This window comes from Kineosporia sp. R_H_3 (assembly GCF_002198675.1).
GTDB lineage: Bacteria > Actinomycetota > Actinomycetes > Actinomycetales > Kineosporiaceae > R-H-3.
In genome coordinates this window covers 48,107-64,252 of record NZ_MWLL01000227.1, presented here as the reverse complement: position 1 = coordinate 64,252, position 16,146 = coordinate 48,107, and the positions used below count along the sequence as shown (strand labels likewise).

The following is a 16,146-nucleotide window of genomic DNA, read 5'->3' as shown; positions in this document are numbered from 1 at the left end:
GCCGGAGCCGACCCCCGCGCCGTCCGCGCCGCTGTTCGGCAGCCACCCGCCGGAGCGGTTCGCCGACCCCGGTGCGCCGGTCCCCGACGCGGCAGCGTCCGCCGGGCTGCCCTCGCGGGTCCGCCGCGCGGCGGCACCCGACGCGGCGGCGCCCGCGCTCCCGCCCCGGCCCCGCACCGCGGACGGCGTCCGCTCGACCGTCGCCGGGTTCACCGACGGGGTGCGCCGGGCACGGCGGGTCCCGGTCCCGGAGCACGACGCGTGACCGGGCGGGCAGCCGCACCAGAACCGCCCGCAGCACCAGAGCAGGAACCGACGGCACCGACGACCCGGAGGACGCGACCGTGACCCAGCTGAGCACCGAGGCGGCCACCTTCGGCTGGCTGCTCGACAACTTCGTCCGCGGCGTCCCCGGCGTCCGCCACACCCTCGCCGTCTCGGCGGACGGGCTGCTCATGGCGATGTCCGACGAGCTCGACCGCACGAGCGGCGACCAGCTCGCGGCGATCGTCGCCGGCCTGTCGAGCCTGACCCGCGGCGCCGCCCGGCAGCTCGGCGCCGGCGAGGTCCGGCAGTCGATCGTCGAGATGGACGCCTCGTTCCTGCTCCTCATGACGATCTCGGACGGGTCCGTCCTCGCGGTCGTCGCCGACGCGACCTCCGACGTCGGGCTCGTGGGGTACGAGATGGCCCTGCTCGTGAGCCGCACGGAGACGACGCTCACCCCGCAGCTCGTCTCCGAGATGCGCGCGCACCTCCCGGTCGCCGGCCCGACCCGCGCGGTCGTCGGGGGCTGATCCGCCGATGAGCCCCTTCCCCCGCGACCGCGCCGGCCACCGGGACGGCGGCGCCGACGAGACCGTCGACGCGCCCTCGGTCCGGCCCTACATGGTGACCGGCGGCCGCACCCGGCCCAGCGGCGACGACCTGCCCATCGAGGCGCTCGTCGAGTGCCTCGTCGTCCCTGCGGACCCGGCGGCCGGGCCCGCCGTCCCCGGCCAGAACGCCGGGCCGGGGGCCGAGACCCGTTCCAGCGCAACGTACTCGGCGCCCCGGCTGGCCTCGCCCTCCGCCGCCGCCACGGCGTCGCTGGCCGGTCCCGAGAGCCGCCGGATCCTCGAGCTGACGGCCGGGTGCTACCTGTCCGTGGCGGAGATCTCGGCCCACGCGCACCTGCCCGTGGGCGTCGTCCGCGTGCTCGTCGCCGACCTCGCGGAGGCCGGTGCGGTGCGCGTCCACGGCCTCACCCCGGCCTCCCTGTCCGACCCGGCCGACCCCCGCTCCGGAGCGGCCGCGCTCGCAGTCCTGGAGAGTGTTCTCAATGGCATTTCCGCGCTCTGACGTCGCGGCCCCGGCCGCCGCCGGCCCGGCCGTGCCGCACCAGGGGGGCCAGGCGCCGCCGACCGTCGTGAAGATCGTCGTCGCGGGCGGCTTCGCCGTCGGCAAGACGACGTTCATCGGGTCGATCTCCGACATCGAGCCGCTCTCGACCGAGGCGGCGATGACCGAGCACTCCGTCGGCGTCGACGACGCCGGGATGGTCAGCGACCGCAAGACCTCGACGACCGTCGCGATGGACTTCGGCCGGATCACGCTGCCGGGCAACCTGTGGCTGTACCTGTTCGGGACGCCCGGGCAGGACCGCTTCCTCTTCATGTGGGACGACCTCGTCCGGGGCGCGATCGGTGCGGTCGTCCTCGTCGACACCGACCGGCTCGACCAGTGCTTCCCCGCGGTCGACTACTTCGAGTCCCGGGGCATCCCCTTCGTCGTGGCCGTGAACTGCTTCGAGGGGGTCGCCCGGCACGCCCTGGACGACGTCCGGTCGGCGCTGGCGGTCCCCGCCGACGTCCCGCTGATCTACACCGACGCCCGCTCGCGGGCGGCCACGAAGCAGGCCCTCGTCACCGTCGTCCAGACGGCGATGCGGCGGCTCGCGGCCGGGGCGACGGGCTGATCCGCGCGTCGGCGCGCCTGTGAGAGGTCGGAAACGAAACGGTCACGAACCCGCGCGGCGGGCCGTTCGGCCGTGACCGCGACCACAGGAGCATGTAGCGTCCCCCCTGGTAGCAGCATGGGGATCACCGGCGGAGACGCCAGGTCCCGTGCCTGGAACCACCCCACCCCCAAGAGTCCGTGGGCCTGGGTCGCACTCGACTGAGAGCGCTCCCAAAAAGCGGACGTCCCGGGAAGCGGGTGATTTCGGGTACGTGACCGAATCGTTACCGCCTCGGTGCTGTCCGGCTGTTGCCACGGCGTTACGAAAACGCTTTCATAGCGCCGAACGCAGCCCGGGCGAAGACGCTCGGGTCGTCGTTGGACCGGGAGGAAAGTCCATGGCAGCACGCACCTGGCGTCGCGGTAGCACCGCGGTCGCGAGTGCCCTCGGTGTCGCCCTCGCCCTGTCGGCGTGCGGTGGCTCCAGCAGTGGCGGAACCGAAGCATCCGGCTCGGCCGGCTCGACGGGCAGCGCCGAGTGCGCCGACGTCGCGCAGTACGGCACCTTCAACAACGTGAAGGTCGAGATCTACAGCTCGATCCGCGACGTCGAGGCCGAGCGCTTCGAGAAGTCCTTCGAGCACTTCCAGAAGTGCACGGGGATCGACATCCAGTGGAACGGCTCGGGCGAGTTCGAGGCCCAGCTGCAGGTTCGCGTCAAGGGCAATAACGCCCCTGACCTCGCGCCGATCCCGCAGCCCGGTCTCCTCCAGACGCTGGTCGGCCTCAACGCCGTCAAGCCCGCGTCGGAGAAGGTCGCGACCGCGTCGAAGGCGAACTTCCCGGCCGACTGGCTGACCTACGGCACCGTCAACGGGACGTTCTACGCCCCGCCGCTCGGCGCCAACGTCAAGTCGTTCGTCTGGTACTCGCCGTCCATGTTCAAGGACAACGGCTGGGCCATCCCGCAGACGTGGGACGAGCTCCTCAAGCTGTCCGACACGATCGCCAAGAGCGGCAAGGTCGACAAGCCGTGGTGCGTGGGCTTCGAGTCCGGTGACGCGTCCGGCTGGCCGGGCACCGACTGGATCGAGGACATCATGCTCCGCACCCAGGGTGTGGAGACCTACGACCAGTGGTGGCAGCACAAGATCCCGTTCAACGACCCGAAGGTCGTCGACGCGTTCGACAAGGCCGGTGCGATCCTCAAGAACGAGGCGTTCGTCAACGGTGGCACCGGTGACGTCAAGTCCATCGCGACCACGGCGTTCCAGGACGGCGGCAAGCCGATCGTCGACGGCCAGTGCGCGATGCACCGCCAGGCCTCGTTCTACGCCAACCAGTGGCCCGAGGGCACGAAGGTGGCCGAGGACGGCGACGTCTACGCGTTCTACCTCCCGCCGGTCGACCCGGCGAAGGGCAAGCCGGTCCTCGGTGGCGGCGAGTTCCTCGCGGCCTTCAACGACAAGCCGGAGACCCAGGCCGTCCAGCTCTACATGCAGGACGTCAACTGGGTGAACGAGAAGGCGAAGCTCGGCGACTGGATCACGGCGCACAAGGGTCTCAAGACCGAGAACGTGCTCACCGTGACCGACCAGCAGCCGAACCCGATCCAGATCCTGTCCGTGCAGATCCTCCAGGACCCGAACTCGGTCTTCCGGTTCGACGCCTCGGACATGATGCCGGCCTCGGTCGGTGCGGGCACGTTCTGGAAGGGCATGATCAACTGGGTCACGGGTGCCGACACCAAGTCGGTCACGGACTCGATCGAGAAGTCCTGGCCCGCCAGCTGAGGTTCGTCCTCACAGCACCACGGAACGAGGTCGTGAGCGGGGAAGCTCCCGCGATGTGACCTTCGAGTAGCCGCAGGTCCGGCCCGGACGGTAGCGTCCGGGCCGGACGTGTCTCGGATCACATTCTTTCTGCGTGAGAAGTGACCCACCCCTGCACGGCCCCACCAGCTCTTTGCGTCGAGGAGGACGGGCATGGAGAACTGGGAGTCAAAGCTGACGATGCTGGTCGTAGGCATCGTCGCCTTCTTCGTGGTCGCAGCCGCGATCATGTTCATCGTCGACAACTGGCCCAAGCGGCTGTTCCGCGACCGGGCCCAGATCGTCTGGTTCATCGGCCCGCCGCTGGCCCTCGTGACGTTCGGTCTCGTCTACCCCGCGATCCGGACCACGATGCTCTCGTTCAAGGACCCCAACGGCGAGGCCTGGGTGGGTCTGGACAACTACAAGTGGGTCGTCACCGACCCCGACGGCCTGCTCAACCTGCGCAACACCGCGATCTGGGTGCTCTTCACGCCGATCATCTCCGTGGCGATCGGCCTCGTGTACGCGCTCCTCATCGACAAGATGAAGCGCGAGGCCGTCGCGAAGATCTTCATCTTCCTGCCGATGGCCATCTCCGGCGTCGCGGCCGCCATCATCTGGCGCTTCGTCTTCGCCTACAAGGCCACTCGCTTCGAGCAGATCGGCCTGCTCAACGCGATCGTCAAGAAGCTCGGCCTGGAGACGCAGCAGTGGCTGCTCAACCCGCCGTGGAACACCTTCCTGCTCATCATGGTCATGATCTGGGTGCAGGTCGGTTTCGCGATGGTCGTGCTCTCGGCCGCGATCAAGGGCATCCCGAACGACATGATCGAGGCCGCCCGGCTCGACGGCGTCAACGCGTGGCAGATGTTCTGGAAGGTCACGCTGCCGACGATCCGCCCGACGGTCGTCGTCGTCTTCACGACGATCACGATCGGCGTGCTCAAGGTCTTCGACATCGTCCGCACGATGACCGGCGGCAACTACGACACGAGCGTCATCGCGAACGGGATGTACTTCTACTCGTTCTCCGGCAACCAGCAGGGCTGGGGCTCCGCACTGGCCGTCGTCCTGTTCGTCCTCGTGACGCCCGTCGTCTTCTACCAGGTGCGTCAGCTGCGTCGTCAGAAGCTGGAGGCCCGATGAGCACCGTCGTCACGCCCCCGCCGTCGGCCGGGGCCGTCGTCGGGGCCGCCAGCGCCAAGGCGGCCCGGGTCAAGAAGAAGTCCACGAGCCCGCTCGTCTCGCTCGTGGTCGTCGTCATCGCGACGATCTGGACGATCCCGACCTTCGGTCTGGTGCTGTCCTCGTTCCGGCCCGAGAACGACATCAAGCAGACCGGGTGGTGGACGGCCTTCTCGAACCCGTCGTTCACGCTCGAGAACTACAAGGAGGTCCTCTTCGGGTCCTCCAGCAACGGGCAGCTCGCGAACTTCTTCCTGAACAGCGTCGTCATCACGGTCCCGTCGGTGATGTTCTCGCTCTTCTTCGGGGCGCTGGCGGCCTACGCGTTGTCGTGGATGAACTGGAAGGGCCGGGACTGGGTCTTCATCGCGATCTTCGCGCTGCAGATCGTGCCGCTCCAGATGGCGCTCGTCCCGCTGCTGCGGATCTTCTCGACGGCCTGGCCGTTCAGCCTGCTGGACCCGCAGGGCACCGGGAAGTTCCTCATCATCTGGATCGCGCACGTCTGCTTCGGCATGCCGCTCGTGACGTTCCTGCTCCACAACTTCATGAGCGACCTGCCCGGTGAGCTCATGGAGGCGGCCCGGGTGGACGGCGCCGACCACGCCCGGATCTTCCGGAGCATCGTCGTGCCGCTCATCGTGCCGGCGCTGGCCTCGATCGGGATCTTCCAGTTCCTCTACATCTGGAACGACCTGCTCGTCGGTCTCGTGTTCGGTACGTCGGAGACCAAGCCGCTCACCGCGGCCGTCGCCGACCTCGCCGGTACCCGCGGCCAGGAGTGGCAGCGGCTCACGGCGGGCGCCTTCGTCTCGATGGTCGTCCCGCTCCTGGTGTTCATCTCGCTCCAGCGCTACTTCGTCCGCGGCCTGCTCGCGGGCGGTCTCAAGGGCTGACCGCGGGACCACCGCAGCAGCTGCAGCACCGCCGAGGGGCGTCGTCCGGACCGGACGGCGCCCCTCGCGCGTGCGTGGACCTGCCGCGCTCAGCCCGGCAGGAACGACAGCCGGACCCGCCGGGTCGGGTTGTCGCCGTTGCTGTCGACGAGGACGACGCTCTGCCAGGTGCCGAGCGCAGGCCGGCCGCCGAGGACGGGCACGGTCATGGACGGTGCGACGAACGCCGGCAGCACGTGGTCGCGGCCGTGCCCGAGCGAGCCGTGCCGGTGCCGGTAGACGTCCTCGCGGGGCAGGAGCCGGTCGATCGCGTCGGCGAGGTCCGGCTCGCTGCCCGACCCCGTCTCCATGACCGCCACCCCGGCCGTCGCGTGCGGGACGAACACGTGCACGAGCCCGTCCCCCTTCGACCGGCAGAAGTCGGCGAGGTGCGCCGTGAGGTCGGTGACGAGCGTGCTGCCGGTGCGGACCGTGAGCTCGACGCTGTCCATGCCGCCCAGCCAACCACGCCCGCCCGCCCCCGCACGGGTGGCTGCTACTGTTCGCGGGTCGGCCCCGGGTTGCGAATCCGGGTCCGATGGTGCAGACCAGCGAAGCCGGTGCGAGTCCGGCGCTGTCCCGCAACTGTGTTCCGGCCGTCCTCCAAGGGGCGGCGGGTGAGCCAGGTCGCCTGCCTGTACCGACGTCCTCGACCCTCGAGGTAAGGGTCGCGCGTCGGGCGAGGGACCCGCGTGCGCTCCTGCCCATGATCACCGGAGCACTCATGCATCGCCTCACCACCGCTCGCGGGTCGTCCCGCCGTGCGGTCCTCGCCGCAGCCCTCGGGGCCGGCCTGCTCACCCTCGCCGCGTGCGGCGGGTCCTCCTCGGCGGTCACCGCGGCCTCGTCCGCGGGCACGCCGTCCGCCGCGGCGTCGTCCGCACCCGCGGCCTTCCCGGTCACCGTCACCGGCCAGAACGGTCCGGTGACCCTCGACGAGCAGCCGTCGAAGATCGTGTCGCTGTCCCCGACGGCGACCGAGGTCCTCTTCGCCATCGGCGCGGGCGCCCAGGTCACCGCCGTCGACGACCAGTCGAGCTACCCGACCGACGCCCCGAAGACGAAGCTCTCGGGCTTCCAGCCGAACGCCGAGGCGGTCGCGGGCTACGCGCCCGACCTCGTCATCGCCTCGAACGACGCGAACGGCCTCGTCGCCGCGCTGACCAAGCTCGACGTGCCCGTCCTCGTCCTGCCCGCGGCGGCGACCCTCGACGAGGCCTACGCGCAGTGGGCGACGATCGGGCAGGCCACCGGCCACGGCGACGACGCGGCCAAGGTCGTCAAGGACACCCAGGACCGGATCGCCGCGGCCGTCGCCTCGGTGCCGGCGTCCGTGAAGGGCCAGAAGGTCTACCACGAGCTCGACAACACGTTCTACAGCGCGACGAGCGCGACGTTCATCGGGAGCATCTACACGCTGTTCGGCCTGACGAACATCGCGGACGGCGCCAAGGACGCCTCGGGCGGGTACCCGCAGCTGAGCGCCGAGTACGTCGTGAAGCAGGCCCCGGACCTCATCGTCCTGGCCGACACCAAGTGCTGCCAGCAGTCGGCCGCGTCGCTCGCGAAGCGGCCCGGGTTCGACGGCATCCCCGCGGTGAAGAACGGCCGCGTCGTCGAGGGGGACGACGACATCGCCTCCCGCTGGGGTCCGCGTGTCGCGGACTTCACGACGGCCGTCGCGAGCGAGCTGGCGGGGCAGTGACGAGCGCAGGATGACCGCACGGCAGTGAGCCTTCGGTCGGTCGGCCGTCCAGCAGGGTGGCCGACCGGCCGAGGTACGGAGACGGGGCGGACCGCAGGAGCCGGTCCGCCGGAAGAGCAGGAGCGGGACATGGACGTCGTGCGACGCCAGCGCGCCGCGGCCCTCGTGGTCGCCGGCGCCCTGCTGCTCGTCGCCGTCCTCGTCGCGACGAGCCGCGGCGTGACGCCGCTGCCGACGTCCGGGATCCTGTCCACCCTGCTCGACCGGATCGGGGTCGAGATCGGCACCCCGCTGGGCGAGATCGACGCCCGGGTGCTCCTCGACATCCGGCTGCCCCGGGTGCTCCTCGTGGCGCTCGTCGGCGGCGTCCTCGCACTGGCCGGCGCCTCGTACCAGGGCGTCTTCCGCAACCCGCTCGCCGACCCGTACCTGCTCGGTGCCGCGGCCGGCGCGGGGCTCGGCGCCACCCTCGTCATCGCGTTCGTGCCGCAGGGCTTCGGCCCGCTCGGCACGCTGCCGATCGCCGCGTTCGTCGGTGCGCTCACCGGTGTCGCGCTCGCGTACGGCCTCGGGACGGCGGCCGGTCGCGGCCAGTCGGGCAGCGCCACCCTGCTGCTCGCCGGGGTCGCCGTCAGCTCCTTCCTCACCGCCCTGCAGACGCTCGTGCAGCAGGCCCACACCGACAACCTCCGCCAGGTCTACGGCTGGATCCTCGGCCAGCTCGGGACCGCGGACTGGCCTCAGCTCGTCATGGTCCTGCCGTACATGGCGGTCTCGACGGTCGTCATGCTCGCCTCGGCCCGCGCCCTCGACGTCCTCGCGGTCGGCGACGACGAGGCGACGACGCTCGGAGTCCGGCCGCGCCGGGTGCGGTTCGCGGTGCTCGTCGCGGCCTCGCTCGGGACGGCCGCCGCGGTCGCCGTGAGCGGCCTCATCGGCTTCGTCGGGCTCGTCGTCCCGCACATCGTCCGCCGGCTCGCGGGCGGCTCGTACCGGACGGTGCTGCCCGTCTCGCTGCTCGGCGGTGCGGCGTTCCTCGTGCTCGCGGACCTGTTGGCGCGCACCGTCATCGCACCGGGGGAGCTGCCGATCGGCGTCGTCACGGCGTTCGTCGGAGCACCGTTCTTCGCGGCGCTGCTGCGGGTCGGCGGGGGGTCGTCCTGATGCGGCTGCGGCTGCGCGAGCGGCCCGCGCCGCAGGCGCCGCCGACGGCCTGGGGCGGGGCGCTGCTCGAGGTGCAGGGCGTCGGCGTGACCCTCGGGCGGGCCCGGGTGCTTGACGGCGTCGACCTCACGGTCGAGCCGCGGCGGTGGACCGCGATCGTCGGCCCGAACGGCGCCGGGAAGTCGACCCTGCTGCGCGTCGTCGCCGGGCTGCAGAAGCACGACGGCAGGGTGCTCGTCGACGGTGCCGACGTCGGCCTGCTCGCCCCGCGCGAGCGCGCCGCCCGGATCGGCTACGCGCCGCAGGTGCCCGTGCTGCCCGACGGGGTCGCCGTCCGGGAGTACGTCCTGCTCGGCCGGACGCCGTACCACCCGCTGCTGTCCTCCGCCCGGGACGCCGACCGCGAGATCGCGCAGGACGCGCTCGACCGGCTCGACCTCGGGCCCCTCGCCGACCGCCCGCTGCGCACGCTCTCGGGGGGCGAGCGGCAGCGGGCGGTCCTCGCCCGGGCCCTCGCGCAGCAGCCTCGGCTCCTCCTGCTCGACGAGCCGACCGCGGCCCTCGACCTCGGGCACGCCCAGCAGCTCCTCGAGCTCGTCGACGAGCTGCGCCGGGAGGACGGGCTCACGGTCCTCAGCACGCTGCACGACCTCGCCCTCGCCGGGCAGTACGCCGAGCGGCTCGTCCTTCTCGACGGGGGCCGGGTCGTCACCGCCGGCGCTCCCGGTGAGGTGCTCACGTCGTCCGCGCTGGCCCGGCACTACGGGGCGACGGCCGAGGTCGTCGAGGGGCCCGACGGGCTGCGGGTGCACCCGGTGCGGCCGGCGCGCCCGGCCCGGACGGCTCGGGCCGAGGAGCCGGCTCCGTCGGTGCCGACAGCGGCGCCCGCGGCCGACGACCCGGGGGTGGCGCAGCCGTGACCGTGCCCGACGTCCGCAGCGGTCCCGCTCCCGGCCCTGCTCCCGGCGCCGTCGGTGGCCCGGTGGCCGGTGACCCTGCGGGTGCGGCCGGCGTCCGGCTCGTGGAGCGCGCGGAGGGCGGCCGGCGCTGGCCCGTGCTGCTCTGGGCGCCCGGGCCCGGTTGGCGGATGGTGTCGACCGCCGTCGTCGGTGGCGGCATCGGCCCTCGGGCCTGGTGGCTCAACGCCAAGGTGGCCATGGACTACCACCACCCCGACCCGGCCGCGCACGTCCTGGAGATCGCCGCCGCGGTCGGCGCGGCCGACGGCGCCGCGGGCGTCGGTGAGGCCCCCGGGGTGGGCATGCTCACGGCCGCGGACGTCACGCGCTGGACCTGCGCGCAGGACGAGGGCGTCACGGCGGTCGCGACCGTCGGCCTCGGCCTGCCGGTGTGGGCGGCCGCCGACGACGCGACGGTCCGCCGCGAGACGGGGACGATCAACGTCCTCGTGCGGCTGCCGGTGGCGCTGTCCGACGCCGCGCTCGTCAACGCGGTCGTCACGGCGACCGAGGCGAAGACGCAGGCGCTCGTCGAGGCCGGCGTGCCCGGCAGCGGGACGTCGTCCGACGCGGTCTGCGTCGCCTGCCCGGAACCCGGGCGGACGCCGGGCGCGCGGGTCGAGGAGTACGGCGGGCCGCGCTCGCAGTGGGGCCTGCGCGTCGCCCGCGCCGTGCACCGCGCGGTCGCCCTCGGCACCGCGGACTGGACGTCGCGGCACCCGGACGGCGACCCGCACCGGCGGTGGCCGCGCACCTGACGTGCGTCGTCCTGCCTCCTGCCGCGCCCGCACCGCAGGGGCCTGCGGTCAGACCCGCAGGTGCTGCACGCCCGACCACGCGGGGTCGAGTTCGGCCTGGACCCGCACCCGACCCTGCGACCAGCCGACGACCGCCGCCTCGAGCTGCTCGACGGCGGGCGTCGTCCCGTCGACGTAGAAGTGCAGGAGCCGGGTGCCGCCGCTCGTCTCGTGGGCGACGAGCCGTCCGCTGCCCTCGAGCCGCCCGGCGAGGTGGTCCTCGAACCTGCGCAGCTCCGCGAGGCCGTCCGGCCCGGGCAGCCCCTCGGCGGTCTGGTCGGTGTACGGGACGACGACGCCGACGTGGGTGTCGAAGTGCGGTGCGGTGACGGCCTTGAGCGGCACCTGGGTGCTCGCCACGAGCGGTGTCCCGTCGTGCCGGACGCCGTGGAGGAGCACCCAGGTCGGCCCGCCGTCGGCGTCGGTGTACTGCTCGCGCAGCTGCCGGACGACGCTGCGCAGCCCGGCGAGCGGGACCGGGTCGAGCGGCGGGACGGTCGTCGTCCCGAGCTCCCGGACCCACAGCTCGACCTCGGTCTCGCCGATCGTCGCGTCGAGCATGAGGAACGCCGCCAGCCGGCGGACGTCCTCGTCCAGGTCGGCGAAGTCGGGGTGGAACACGGTCACGTCGACGACCGGTCCCTCCACCCGGGCCGCGACCGTCGCCCGCGCGACGTCGATCCGGGCACCGCCGACGCCGAGGGTGAGCCAGCCGTCCGGCGCCGTGGCCCGCCGGGAGTCGCCGTACTCCCACGTCGCGTCCGGCTCCGGGGCGGCGAGCAGCCAGCGCCGCGCGACCGCCCGCAGCGCCGGGTCGCCCTCGGGGGTCACGACGAGGACGTGCCGACTGCCCCCGTCGGCGGCGTCCGCCCCGGCGGCGAGCTCCCAGCTGAGGGCCGCGTCGATCGCGTGGACGCGCTTGCCCACGGCGTCGGTGATCCGCTCGGGCGCCCCGTCGTCGATCGCCTGGGCGGTCTCGCGGGCGCCGGTCGTGCGCCACCACTGCCAGAAGTCGTCGATCGCGAGGGCCTGCGCCCGGGCGACCGACTCCGGGGACTTGCGCCGCGAGAACAGGCCCATGATCCGGAGACTAACCCTTCGCCCGGAACGGCACGCCGGTGTCCGTCAGGAGACCTGCTGTCCGTCAGGAGACCGCCGGCGGCCAGCGACGCCGGCGCCACGCATCCCACGTCGCGAAACCGGTCGGCGGGTCGTCGACGGGTTCGCTGCAGTCGAGCTCTCCCGGCGTGGGGACGGCGAAAGCTGCGGGCCCACCGAGCGAGCTCCTCGTCGGACATGGGCCAGGTCGTGTGCGGCTCGGTCCGTTGACGACGGTCGAGTCTCGTCCGTTGCTCGGCGGGGGTGAGCGCGAAGTACCGCATGTCCACGACCGCGCCGAGCTCTGCTGCGGCCTGCCGCAGGGCGGACCGCTCGTCCCGGCTCCACAGGCCGAAGTCGATCACGACGTCGTTGCCGAGCCCGAGGACGCGCAGGCCGATCTCGATGAGCCGCCCCTCGATCACGTCAGACGCCGACGGCGGGTTGTCGTGCCCGTAGAGAGCCTTGACCCATTCGTCCTTCGTCAGACGTAGGGCCCTCTGCTCCGTCTCGATACGCCGGGCGGCTGTGGTCTTCCCGGTGCCCGGGAGTCCCACGGTGAGGAAGAGCGTCGGTCGCCGCATCGTCATCCTGTCCGAGCCGTCGTTCCTCGAGGGTGTCAGTGAGCACGTCGTCCGAGGACGAGAAAGCTCCTGCCCGGCACGCCCCAGGGTCGATGCGGGCAGTGGCGCCTGCGTTCGCAGCAGAGATCGATGCAGAGATCGATGCGCAGCTTCCGGGGTGATGACCCCGACGACCACACATCGATCCCTGCATCGATCGAAGCGACGGCAGCGTGCAGTGCCGCGGGCGGGAGTCGAACCCGCACCGGCCAGGCCCTCGACCTGGTGCCTCTACCTGTTGGGCCACCGCGGCGTACCCCCGGATGGAGTCGAACCATCACCGTCCCGGGTCTGAGCCGGGTGCCTCTACCAGTTGGGCCACGGGGGCGTGCAGGACCCGGTCCGTGTGCTGCGGCAGGCTGCCGAGCGCGGTCGTGGCGCTCGACGGTGGGTCCGTGGCCCGTCCGTGAGGATCAGGCGCGAGCCGTCGAGCGCCGGCGAAGCAGCGCGGCGAGCAGTCGACGGGTGCTGGACATGGCACGACCGTACGGAGCGCTGCCCGGCGCCCGCAACGGGTTTGCGGTCGTCACGTTCCTCGCTGCACGCCTTCCCCGCTGCACGCCTTCCCCGCTGCACGCCTTCGCCGCTGCGCGCCTTCGGTGCGGCACGCCTTCGCCGCGGCACGCCTTCCTCTGCGGCACGCCTCTGTTGCGGCACACCTTCCCCTGGCGACCTCGCTCGCCGGTCTCCCTCCTCGCCGGGGACCCGTCCTGCGCGTTCCCGTGGTCTGCACCTCACCGCTCCGGCCGGTCGCTACCTCGGCGCCGACCAGTCGAGCCGCGTCATCCTCCGGTGCAGGCCGGTGACCCACCGCCGCAGCGCGTCGGGCATGACGTACGACCCGAGCGCCTCGACGTCCGCCCTGAGCGTCGCGTCGTCCGACGCGAGCAGCCGGACCAGCTGGTCCGCGGCGCGCTCCCGCACCGCCGCCGGCGTTGAGGTGTTGTAGTTGCGCTCGGCGACCCAGCGGTTGCCGTCCAGCGCGCCGTAGTCCTGCCCCAGGTAGCCGCCGAGGAGCAGCGGCAGGTCGGGGTAGCGCTCGCGAGCGCCCGCCGGCAGGCGCTTCTCCGGGTACGCCGTCGCGACGTAGGGCCTGCGGGTCTCGCGGTCGCGGCGCATGACGACGACGCAGCCGGTGGCCGCGTGCCGCTCGGGTTGCGGGGCCGACCCAGGATCGGCCTGCCGGTACGCCTGGACCTCGTCGCCGGAGAGGTAGTGGCCGACGGGTCGTCCGAGGTCGGCGTAGAGGTGCAGCCGCCACGGACCGGCCGGGTCGTCGGACCACGCCCGCAGCAAGGACTCGTTGGCGCGCAGCACCTCGGTCGCCGCGGCGTTGCCCGTCTCCTCGTCGGTGAAGCGGGACGCCCGCGGCGGCAGGCAGCCGTCACCGTTGATCGTCTGTGGCTTGCGGTGCGGGAAGAACTCCGTCAGATGATCCCCGAGGTAGCGGAGCCACCCGACGGCGGTCCCCCCGGCGGGAAGCGCGACGTGCAGCCCGAGCATGCGGAGCGCTGCCTCTTCGTCACCGGCGGACATCACGTCGACGGCGCGGGTCACTTCGCCCTGCAATGTGTCGAGGGCCTCGTCCGGCCACCAGAACACGACTGACTCGGGGCTGGCGTCAGGGTCGAGGCTGCTCAGCTCGCAGTCGGGCGCGTACCCGCACCCGATGCGGTGGAGCAAGGGGTAGTGATCGGAACTGATCATGATGCTTCTCCCACGACGAAGGCCGTCTCGATATAGGGCCCCTGCGGACCGTTGATGACGCTCAGGGCCAACCTGCGCCCTGCATCCACTTCGAACCCGCCGTCCTGGCGGCGCATGATCTCCCCGATGTCCGAATGGGATGTGTAGGTGATCTGGAGTCGCGAGCCGACAGGCTGGTGCGCCAGGCCGCGGAGGTCGGTTTCGTGGAGGAGCAGCGCCTCGGTGACGACTCGCTCTGCGGTCGCCCTGTCCCTGAAGCGGGACACCCCCTGCGGCTTGCCGCCGCGGCCCTCATCGCCGTCGAGCAATGTTCCGTGGGTCAGCCGGTCCATGAGGTAGTCGTCGTCGACATCGACGTGTCGCCGCAGAGCGTGGCCGTACTCGTAGTGCTCGTGCCGGGCGAGGTCCACACCAGCGAGCATCTCGTCGACGGTCTGCAACTGCGGCTTCGGTGCCTTCGGGTCGGCGATGTTCTTCGCGAACCGCAGCCGGCCGACGTCCTCCCCGAGCCCGAGCCATCGCGGCCCGGGGAGGAACATCGCCGCGAGACCGCCTGCGGCCTCGCCGTAGTGGCCGCTCTCCCAGGCGTCGACGTCGGCGACGTCGGCCAGGGCGCCGAGCGGATCGTCGGCGACGGCGCCCAGGGTGTCGGCCGTCGCCCCGGGGAGCCCGGAGACGTTGTCCCACCAGCGGTCCCGGTCGACGAACGCGAGTCCGGTGAGTGCCCAGGTGGCGGCCGCCGGACCAGCCACGTAGCCGTCCCAGACGGCCTGCAGCGCGCCCTCGACCTGGTCTTGGCCGTCGAGCGGGCGGTCGACGACGACGTCCCGCAGCGCGACCAGCCGCCGGGCCGCGACCTCGACCGCCTGCCAGTAGGTGTCACGGGCGACGTGCCACTGCCGGTAGGTCTCGTCGACCTCCGCCTGCAGCGCCGCGTCGAGGACCGGGTCGTAGGCGAGGGCGGCGGCCGCGTCGACCCGGCGCTGCAGGTCTGTCATCCGCGCGGCGACGCTGCGCATCGCCACCAGGGCCGGCCCGGCCTCCCGGAGCCAGCCGAGGACGACCGTCGCCCCCGCGGACGCGAGCTCGGCGATCTCGTTGCTGCGCCGGGCCATGCGCTCTCGCACGCGCCGGTACCCGTCGGCCGCGTCCCCCGACCAGCAGACCGCCGACGCGGGTGTCCCGGAGAGGGCATCGACCGCCGCCAGGGCCGACCGCGCGACCGACGTCAGCCCGGACGCCGCGTCCCACGCGGCCTCCGGATCGGCCGCGGGCACCACGAGCCCGTCCGCATCGGTCGGCATCTTGATCATGGCGCCGAACCGTAGCCGCACCTGGCGACAGGACGTCGAACGTTGTCCACAGGCCCTGCGTCAGGGCGCTTGTCCACAGGCGGTCGCGACGGTGCTGACTGAAGGGGGGTTGATGCGTCTAGGGTTGCGCCGTGATTGGGAAGATCGTTAGTGACGGTCGTCGAACGCGGGTCGTCGTCGCATCGGGCTGCCTTGCCTTGCTTGTCGCCACCGCGGCTGCTGTCACGGTGTCCTGCGGTGGACCAGGCAGTGAGGCAGTCACGCGCCCAACCACTCCAGGCACTACCCCTGCGCCGGTCGAAACATCACGAGCACCGAGCCCTCAACCAACCCTTGTTACGCCGTCCCCGACGCTGCCGCCCGGCGCCGCGAAAAGGAGCGACGAGGGTGCGTTGGCCTTCCTTGCGTACTTCTTTGACGTCTACAACTACTCGTTCGAAGCGCTGGATGAGGATGCTGTCGTTCAACTCGGCGCCACCGAATGTGCTTTCTGCAAGAGCGCTCGATCAACGGTGATGGAGATCCGAAGCAAGGGCGCACATGTGGAGGGCGGACGGGTTTCGATTGAGAACGCCATCGTTCAGCCTGGCGGCGATCCGGAGCGCGGCATCGTCGTCAACAGCTTGCTAGCGCAAGAGGCCGGCCGCACGGTTGGTGCGGACGGTATCCCGACGTCCACCTCCACCGCTTCCAGTCGGCGTCTCGATGCCCTACTTCGTTGGAAGGAGGGGCGATGGGTGCTGGTTGGCGTCGATACCGCAACTCGCTAGCTGTACTCATTGCCTGCTTGACGCTCTTACCGGCCGCGCCCGCATGGGCTGGAGACTCGTCGGATATCGGCGCAGTCGCGGACGGGAATACCATCGACGTCTCGGGTGAGTTGACCTCCGGAGGTACTGACGACGTCG

Annotated in this window: 15 protein-coding genes, 2 tRNA genes, 2 pseudogenes and 1 riboswitch; of the genes and pseudogenes, 12 read left to right on the top strand and 7 right to left on the bottom strand. The window is 72.0% G+C overall.

The genetic code is table 11. From position 1 onward, the window contains the following. The 7 genes and pseudogenes from ECOMGDLI_RS34965 to ECOMGDLI_RS28670 all read left to right on the top strand — a co-directional run. Positions 1 to 265 (top strand): annotated as a pseudogene (locus ECOMGDLI_RS34965) (hypothetical protein); the annotation flags it as partial. 79 nt (positions 266 to 344) lie between these two features. Beyond that, positions 345 to 797 (top strand): roadblock/LC7 domain-containing protein, encoded by a 453-nt coding sequence (locus ECOMGDLI_RS28695; RefSeq protein ID WP_088286922.1) that lies wholly within the window; start codon positions 345 to 347, stop codon positions 795 to 797. A gap of 7 nt (positions 798 to 804) precedes the next feature. Beyond that, positions 805 to 1,341, top strand: a complete 537-nt coding sequence (locus tag ECOMGDLI_RS28690; protein WP_088320256.1) for a DUF742 domain-containing protein — start codon at positions 805 to 807, stop codon at positions 1,339 to 1,341. Continuing rightward, positions 1,322 to 1,957 (top strand): ATP/GTP-binding protein, encoded by a 636-nt coding sequence (locus tag ECOMGDLI_RS28685; RefSeq protein WP_088320255.1) that lies wholly within the window; start codon positions 1,322 to 1,324, stop codon positions 1,955 to 1,957. The genes ECOMGDLI_RS28690 and ECOMGDLI_RS28685 overlap by 20 nt, the downstream gene beginning before the upstream one ends. 379 nt (positions 1,958 to 2,336) lie before the next feature. Then, complete coding sequence (locus ECOMGDLI_RS28680) at positions 2,337 to 3,731, top strand: ABC transporter substrate-binding protein (protein WP_088320254.1); 1,395 nt, start codon at positions 2,337 to 2,339, stop codon at positions 3,729 to 3,731. A 192-nt stretch (positions 3,732 to 3,923) separates the two neighbouring features. Next, positions 3,924 to 4,898, top strand: a complete 975-nt coding sequence (locus ECOMGDLI_RS28675) for a carbohydrate ABC transporter permease (RefSeq protein ID WP_088320253.1) — start codon at positions 3,924 to 3,926, stop codon at positions 4,896 to 4,898. Next, positions 4,895 to 5,833 carry a carbohydrate ABC transporter permease gene (locus tag ECOMGDLI_RS28670; protein ID WP_088320252.1) on the top strand — a complete coding sequence of 313 codons (939 nt, stop codon included), beginning with the start codon at positions 4,895 to 4,897 and terminating at the stop codon, positions 5,831 to 5,833. Before ECOMGDLI_RS28675 ends, ECOMGDLI_RS28670 begins: the two co-directional genes overlap by 4 nt. Positions 5,834 to 5,922: 89 nt before the next feature. On the opposite strand, the gene ECOMGDLI_RS28665 is transcribed toward ECOMGDLI_RS28670, so the two are convergent. After that, positions 5,923 to 6,324: a YjbQ family protein gene (locus ECOMGDLI_RS28665; RefSeq protein ID WP_088320251.1), complete on the bottom strand. Its 402-nt coding sequence runs from the start codon at positions 6,322 to 6,324 to the stop codon at positions 5,923 to 5,925. A gap of 49 nt (positions 6,325 to 6,373) precedes the next feature. Further along, positions 6,374 to 6,526: riboswitch (cobalamin riboswitch) on the top strand. A 70-nt stretch (positions 6,527 to 6,596) separates the two neighbouring features. On the opposite strand from ECOMGDLI_RS28665, the gene ECOMGDLI_RS28660 reads away from it, so the two are divergent. From ECOMGDLI_RS28660 to ECOMGDLI_RS28645, 4 genes are all read left to right on the top strand, one after another. Then, entirely contained in the window at positions 6,597 to 7,577 is a 981-nt protein-coding gene (locus ECOMGDLI_RS28660) for an ABC transporter substrate-binding protein (protein WP_088320250.1), read from the top strand. Positions 7,578 to 7,706: 129 nt separating this feature from the next. Then, the gene (locus ECOMGDLI_RS28655; RefSeq protein ID WP_088320249.1) at positions 7,707 to 8,741 is read left to right on the top strand and encodes an iron ABC transporter permease; all 1,035 of its coding nucleotides are present in this window, start codon (positions 7,707 to 7,709) and stop codon (positions 8,739 to 8,741) included. Further along, positions 8,741 to 9,661, top strand: coding sequence for an ABC transporter ATP-binding protein (locus ECOMGDLI_RS28650; RefSeq protein WP_088320248.1), 921 nt, complete (start codon positions 8,741 to 8,743; stop codon positions 9,659 to 9,661). The genes ECOMGDLI_RS28655 and ECOMGDLI_RS28650 overlap by 1 nt, the downstream gene beginning before the upstream one ends. Before the next feature lie 62 nt (positions 9,662 to 9,723). Then, entirely contained in the window at positions 9,724 to 10,458 is a 735-nt protein-coding gene (locus ECOMGDLI_RS28645; RefSeq protein ID WP_369812804.1) for an adenosylcobinamide amidohydrolase, read from the top strand. A 48-nt stretch (positions 10,459 to 10,506) separates the two neighbouring features. Here the strand turns inward: ECOMGDLI_RS28645 and ECOMGDLI_RS28640 are convergent, their stop codons facing one another. From ECOMGDLI_RS28640 to ECOMGDLI_RS28615, 6 genes and pseudogenes are all read right to left on the bottom strand, one after another. Continuing rightward, positions 10,507 to 11,577, bottom strand: a complete 1,071-nt coding sequence (locus ECOMGDLI_RS28640) for a DUF695 domain-containing protein (RefSeq protein ID WP_088320247.1) — start codon at positions 11,575 to 11,577, stop codon at positions 10,507 to 10,509. 64 nt (positions 11,578 to 11,641) lie between these two features. After that, positions 11,642 to 12,185, bottom strand: a pseudogene (locus tag ECOMGDLI_RS37060) (AAA family ATPase). A gap of 212 nt (positions 12,186 to 12,397) precedes the next feature. After that, positions 12,398 to 12,471: transfer RNA gene (locus ECOMGDLI_RS28630), tRNA-Leu, on the bottom strand. Position 12,472: 1 nt separating this feature from the next. Further along, positions 12,473 to 12,546, bottom strand: a tRNA-Leu gene (locus ECOMGDLI_RS28625). A gap of 425 nt (positions 12,547 to 12,971) precedes the next feature. Then, positions 12,972 to 13,925: an RNase A-like domain-containing protein gene (locus ECOMGDLI_RS28620; protein WP_143448007.1), complete on the bottom strand. Its 954-nt coding sequence runs from the start codon at positions 13,923 to 13,925 to the stop codon at positions 12,972 to 12,974. After that, the gene (locus ECOMGDLI_RS28615) at positions 13,922 to 15,238 is read right to left on the bottom strand and encodes an RNase A-like domain-containing protein (RefSeq protein WP_088320245.1); all 1,317 of its coding nucleotides are present in this window, start codon (positions 15,236 to 15,238) and stop codon (positions 13,922 to 13,924) included. Before ECOMGDLI_RS28615 ends, ECOMGDLI_RS28620 begins: the two co-directional genes overlap by 4 nt. Positions 15,239 to 15,369: 131 nt before the next feature. Here ECOMGDLI_RS28615 and ECOMGDLI_RS34130 point away from each other — a divergent pair, with 131 nt between their 5' ends. After that, positions 15,370 to 16,008, top strand: coding sequence for a DUF6318 family protein (locus ECOMGDLI_RS34130; protein WP_369812803.1), 639 nt, complete (start codon positions 15,370 to 15,372; stop codon positions 16,006 to 16,008). Positions 16,009 to 16,146: the final 138 nt, after the last annotated feature.

Bases quoted from the DNA above. Each gene is read 5' to 3' on its own strand.
- ECOMGDLI_RS28690 (WP_088320256.1), top strand. From the start codon at position 805: ATGAGCCCCTTCCCCCGCGACCGCGCCGGCCACCGGGACGGCGGCGCC.
- ECOMGDLI_RS28680 (WP_088320254.1), top strand. From the start codon at position 2,337: ATGGCAGCACGCACCTGGCGTCGCGGTAGCACCGCGGTCGCGAGTGCC.
- ECOMGDLI_RS28650 (WP_088320248.1), top strand. From the start codon at position 8,741: ATGCGGCTGCGGCTGCGCGAGCGGCCCGCGCCGCAGGCGCCGCCGACG.
- ECOMGDLI_RS28665 (WP_088320251.1), bottom strand. From the start codon at position 6,324: ATGGACAGCGTCGAGCTCACGGTCCGCACCGGCAGCACGCTCGTCACC.
- ECOMGDLI_RS28620 (WP_143448007.1), bottom strand. From the start codon at position 13,925: ATGATCAGTTCCGATCACTACCCCTTGCTCCACCGCATCGGGTGCGGG.
- ECOMGDLI_RS28655 (WP_088320249.1), top strand. From the start codon at position 7,707: ATGGACGTCGTGCGACGCCAGCGCGCCGCGGCCCTCGTGGTCGCCGGC.
- ECOMGDLI_RS28640 (WP_088320247.1), bottom strand. From the start codon at position 11,577: ATGGGCCTGTTCTCGCGGCGCAAGTCCCCGGAGTCGGTCGCCCGGGCG.
- ECOMGDLI_RS28685 (WP_088320255.1), top strand. From the start codon at position 1,322: ATGGCATTTCCGCGCTCTGACGTCGCGGCCCCGGCCGCCGCCGGCCCG.
- ECOMGDLI_RS28670 (WP_088320252.1), top strand. From the start codon at position 4,895: ATGAGCACCGTCGTCACGCCCCCGCCGTCGGCCGGGGCCGTCGTCGGG.
- ECOMGDLI_RS28615 (WP_088320245.1), bottom strand. From the start codon at position 15,238: ATGATCAAGATGCCGACCGATGCGGACGGGCTCGTGGTGCCCGCGGCC.
- ECOMGDLI_RS28660 (WP_088320250.1), top strand. From the start codon at position 6,597: ATGCATCGCCTCACCACCGCTCGCGGGTCGTCCCGCCGTGCGGTCCTC.
- ECOMGDLI_RS28675 (WP_088320253.1), top strand. From the start codon at position 3,924: ATGGAGAACTGGGAGTCAAAGCTGACGATGCTGGTCGTAGGCATCGTC.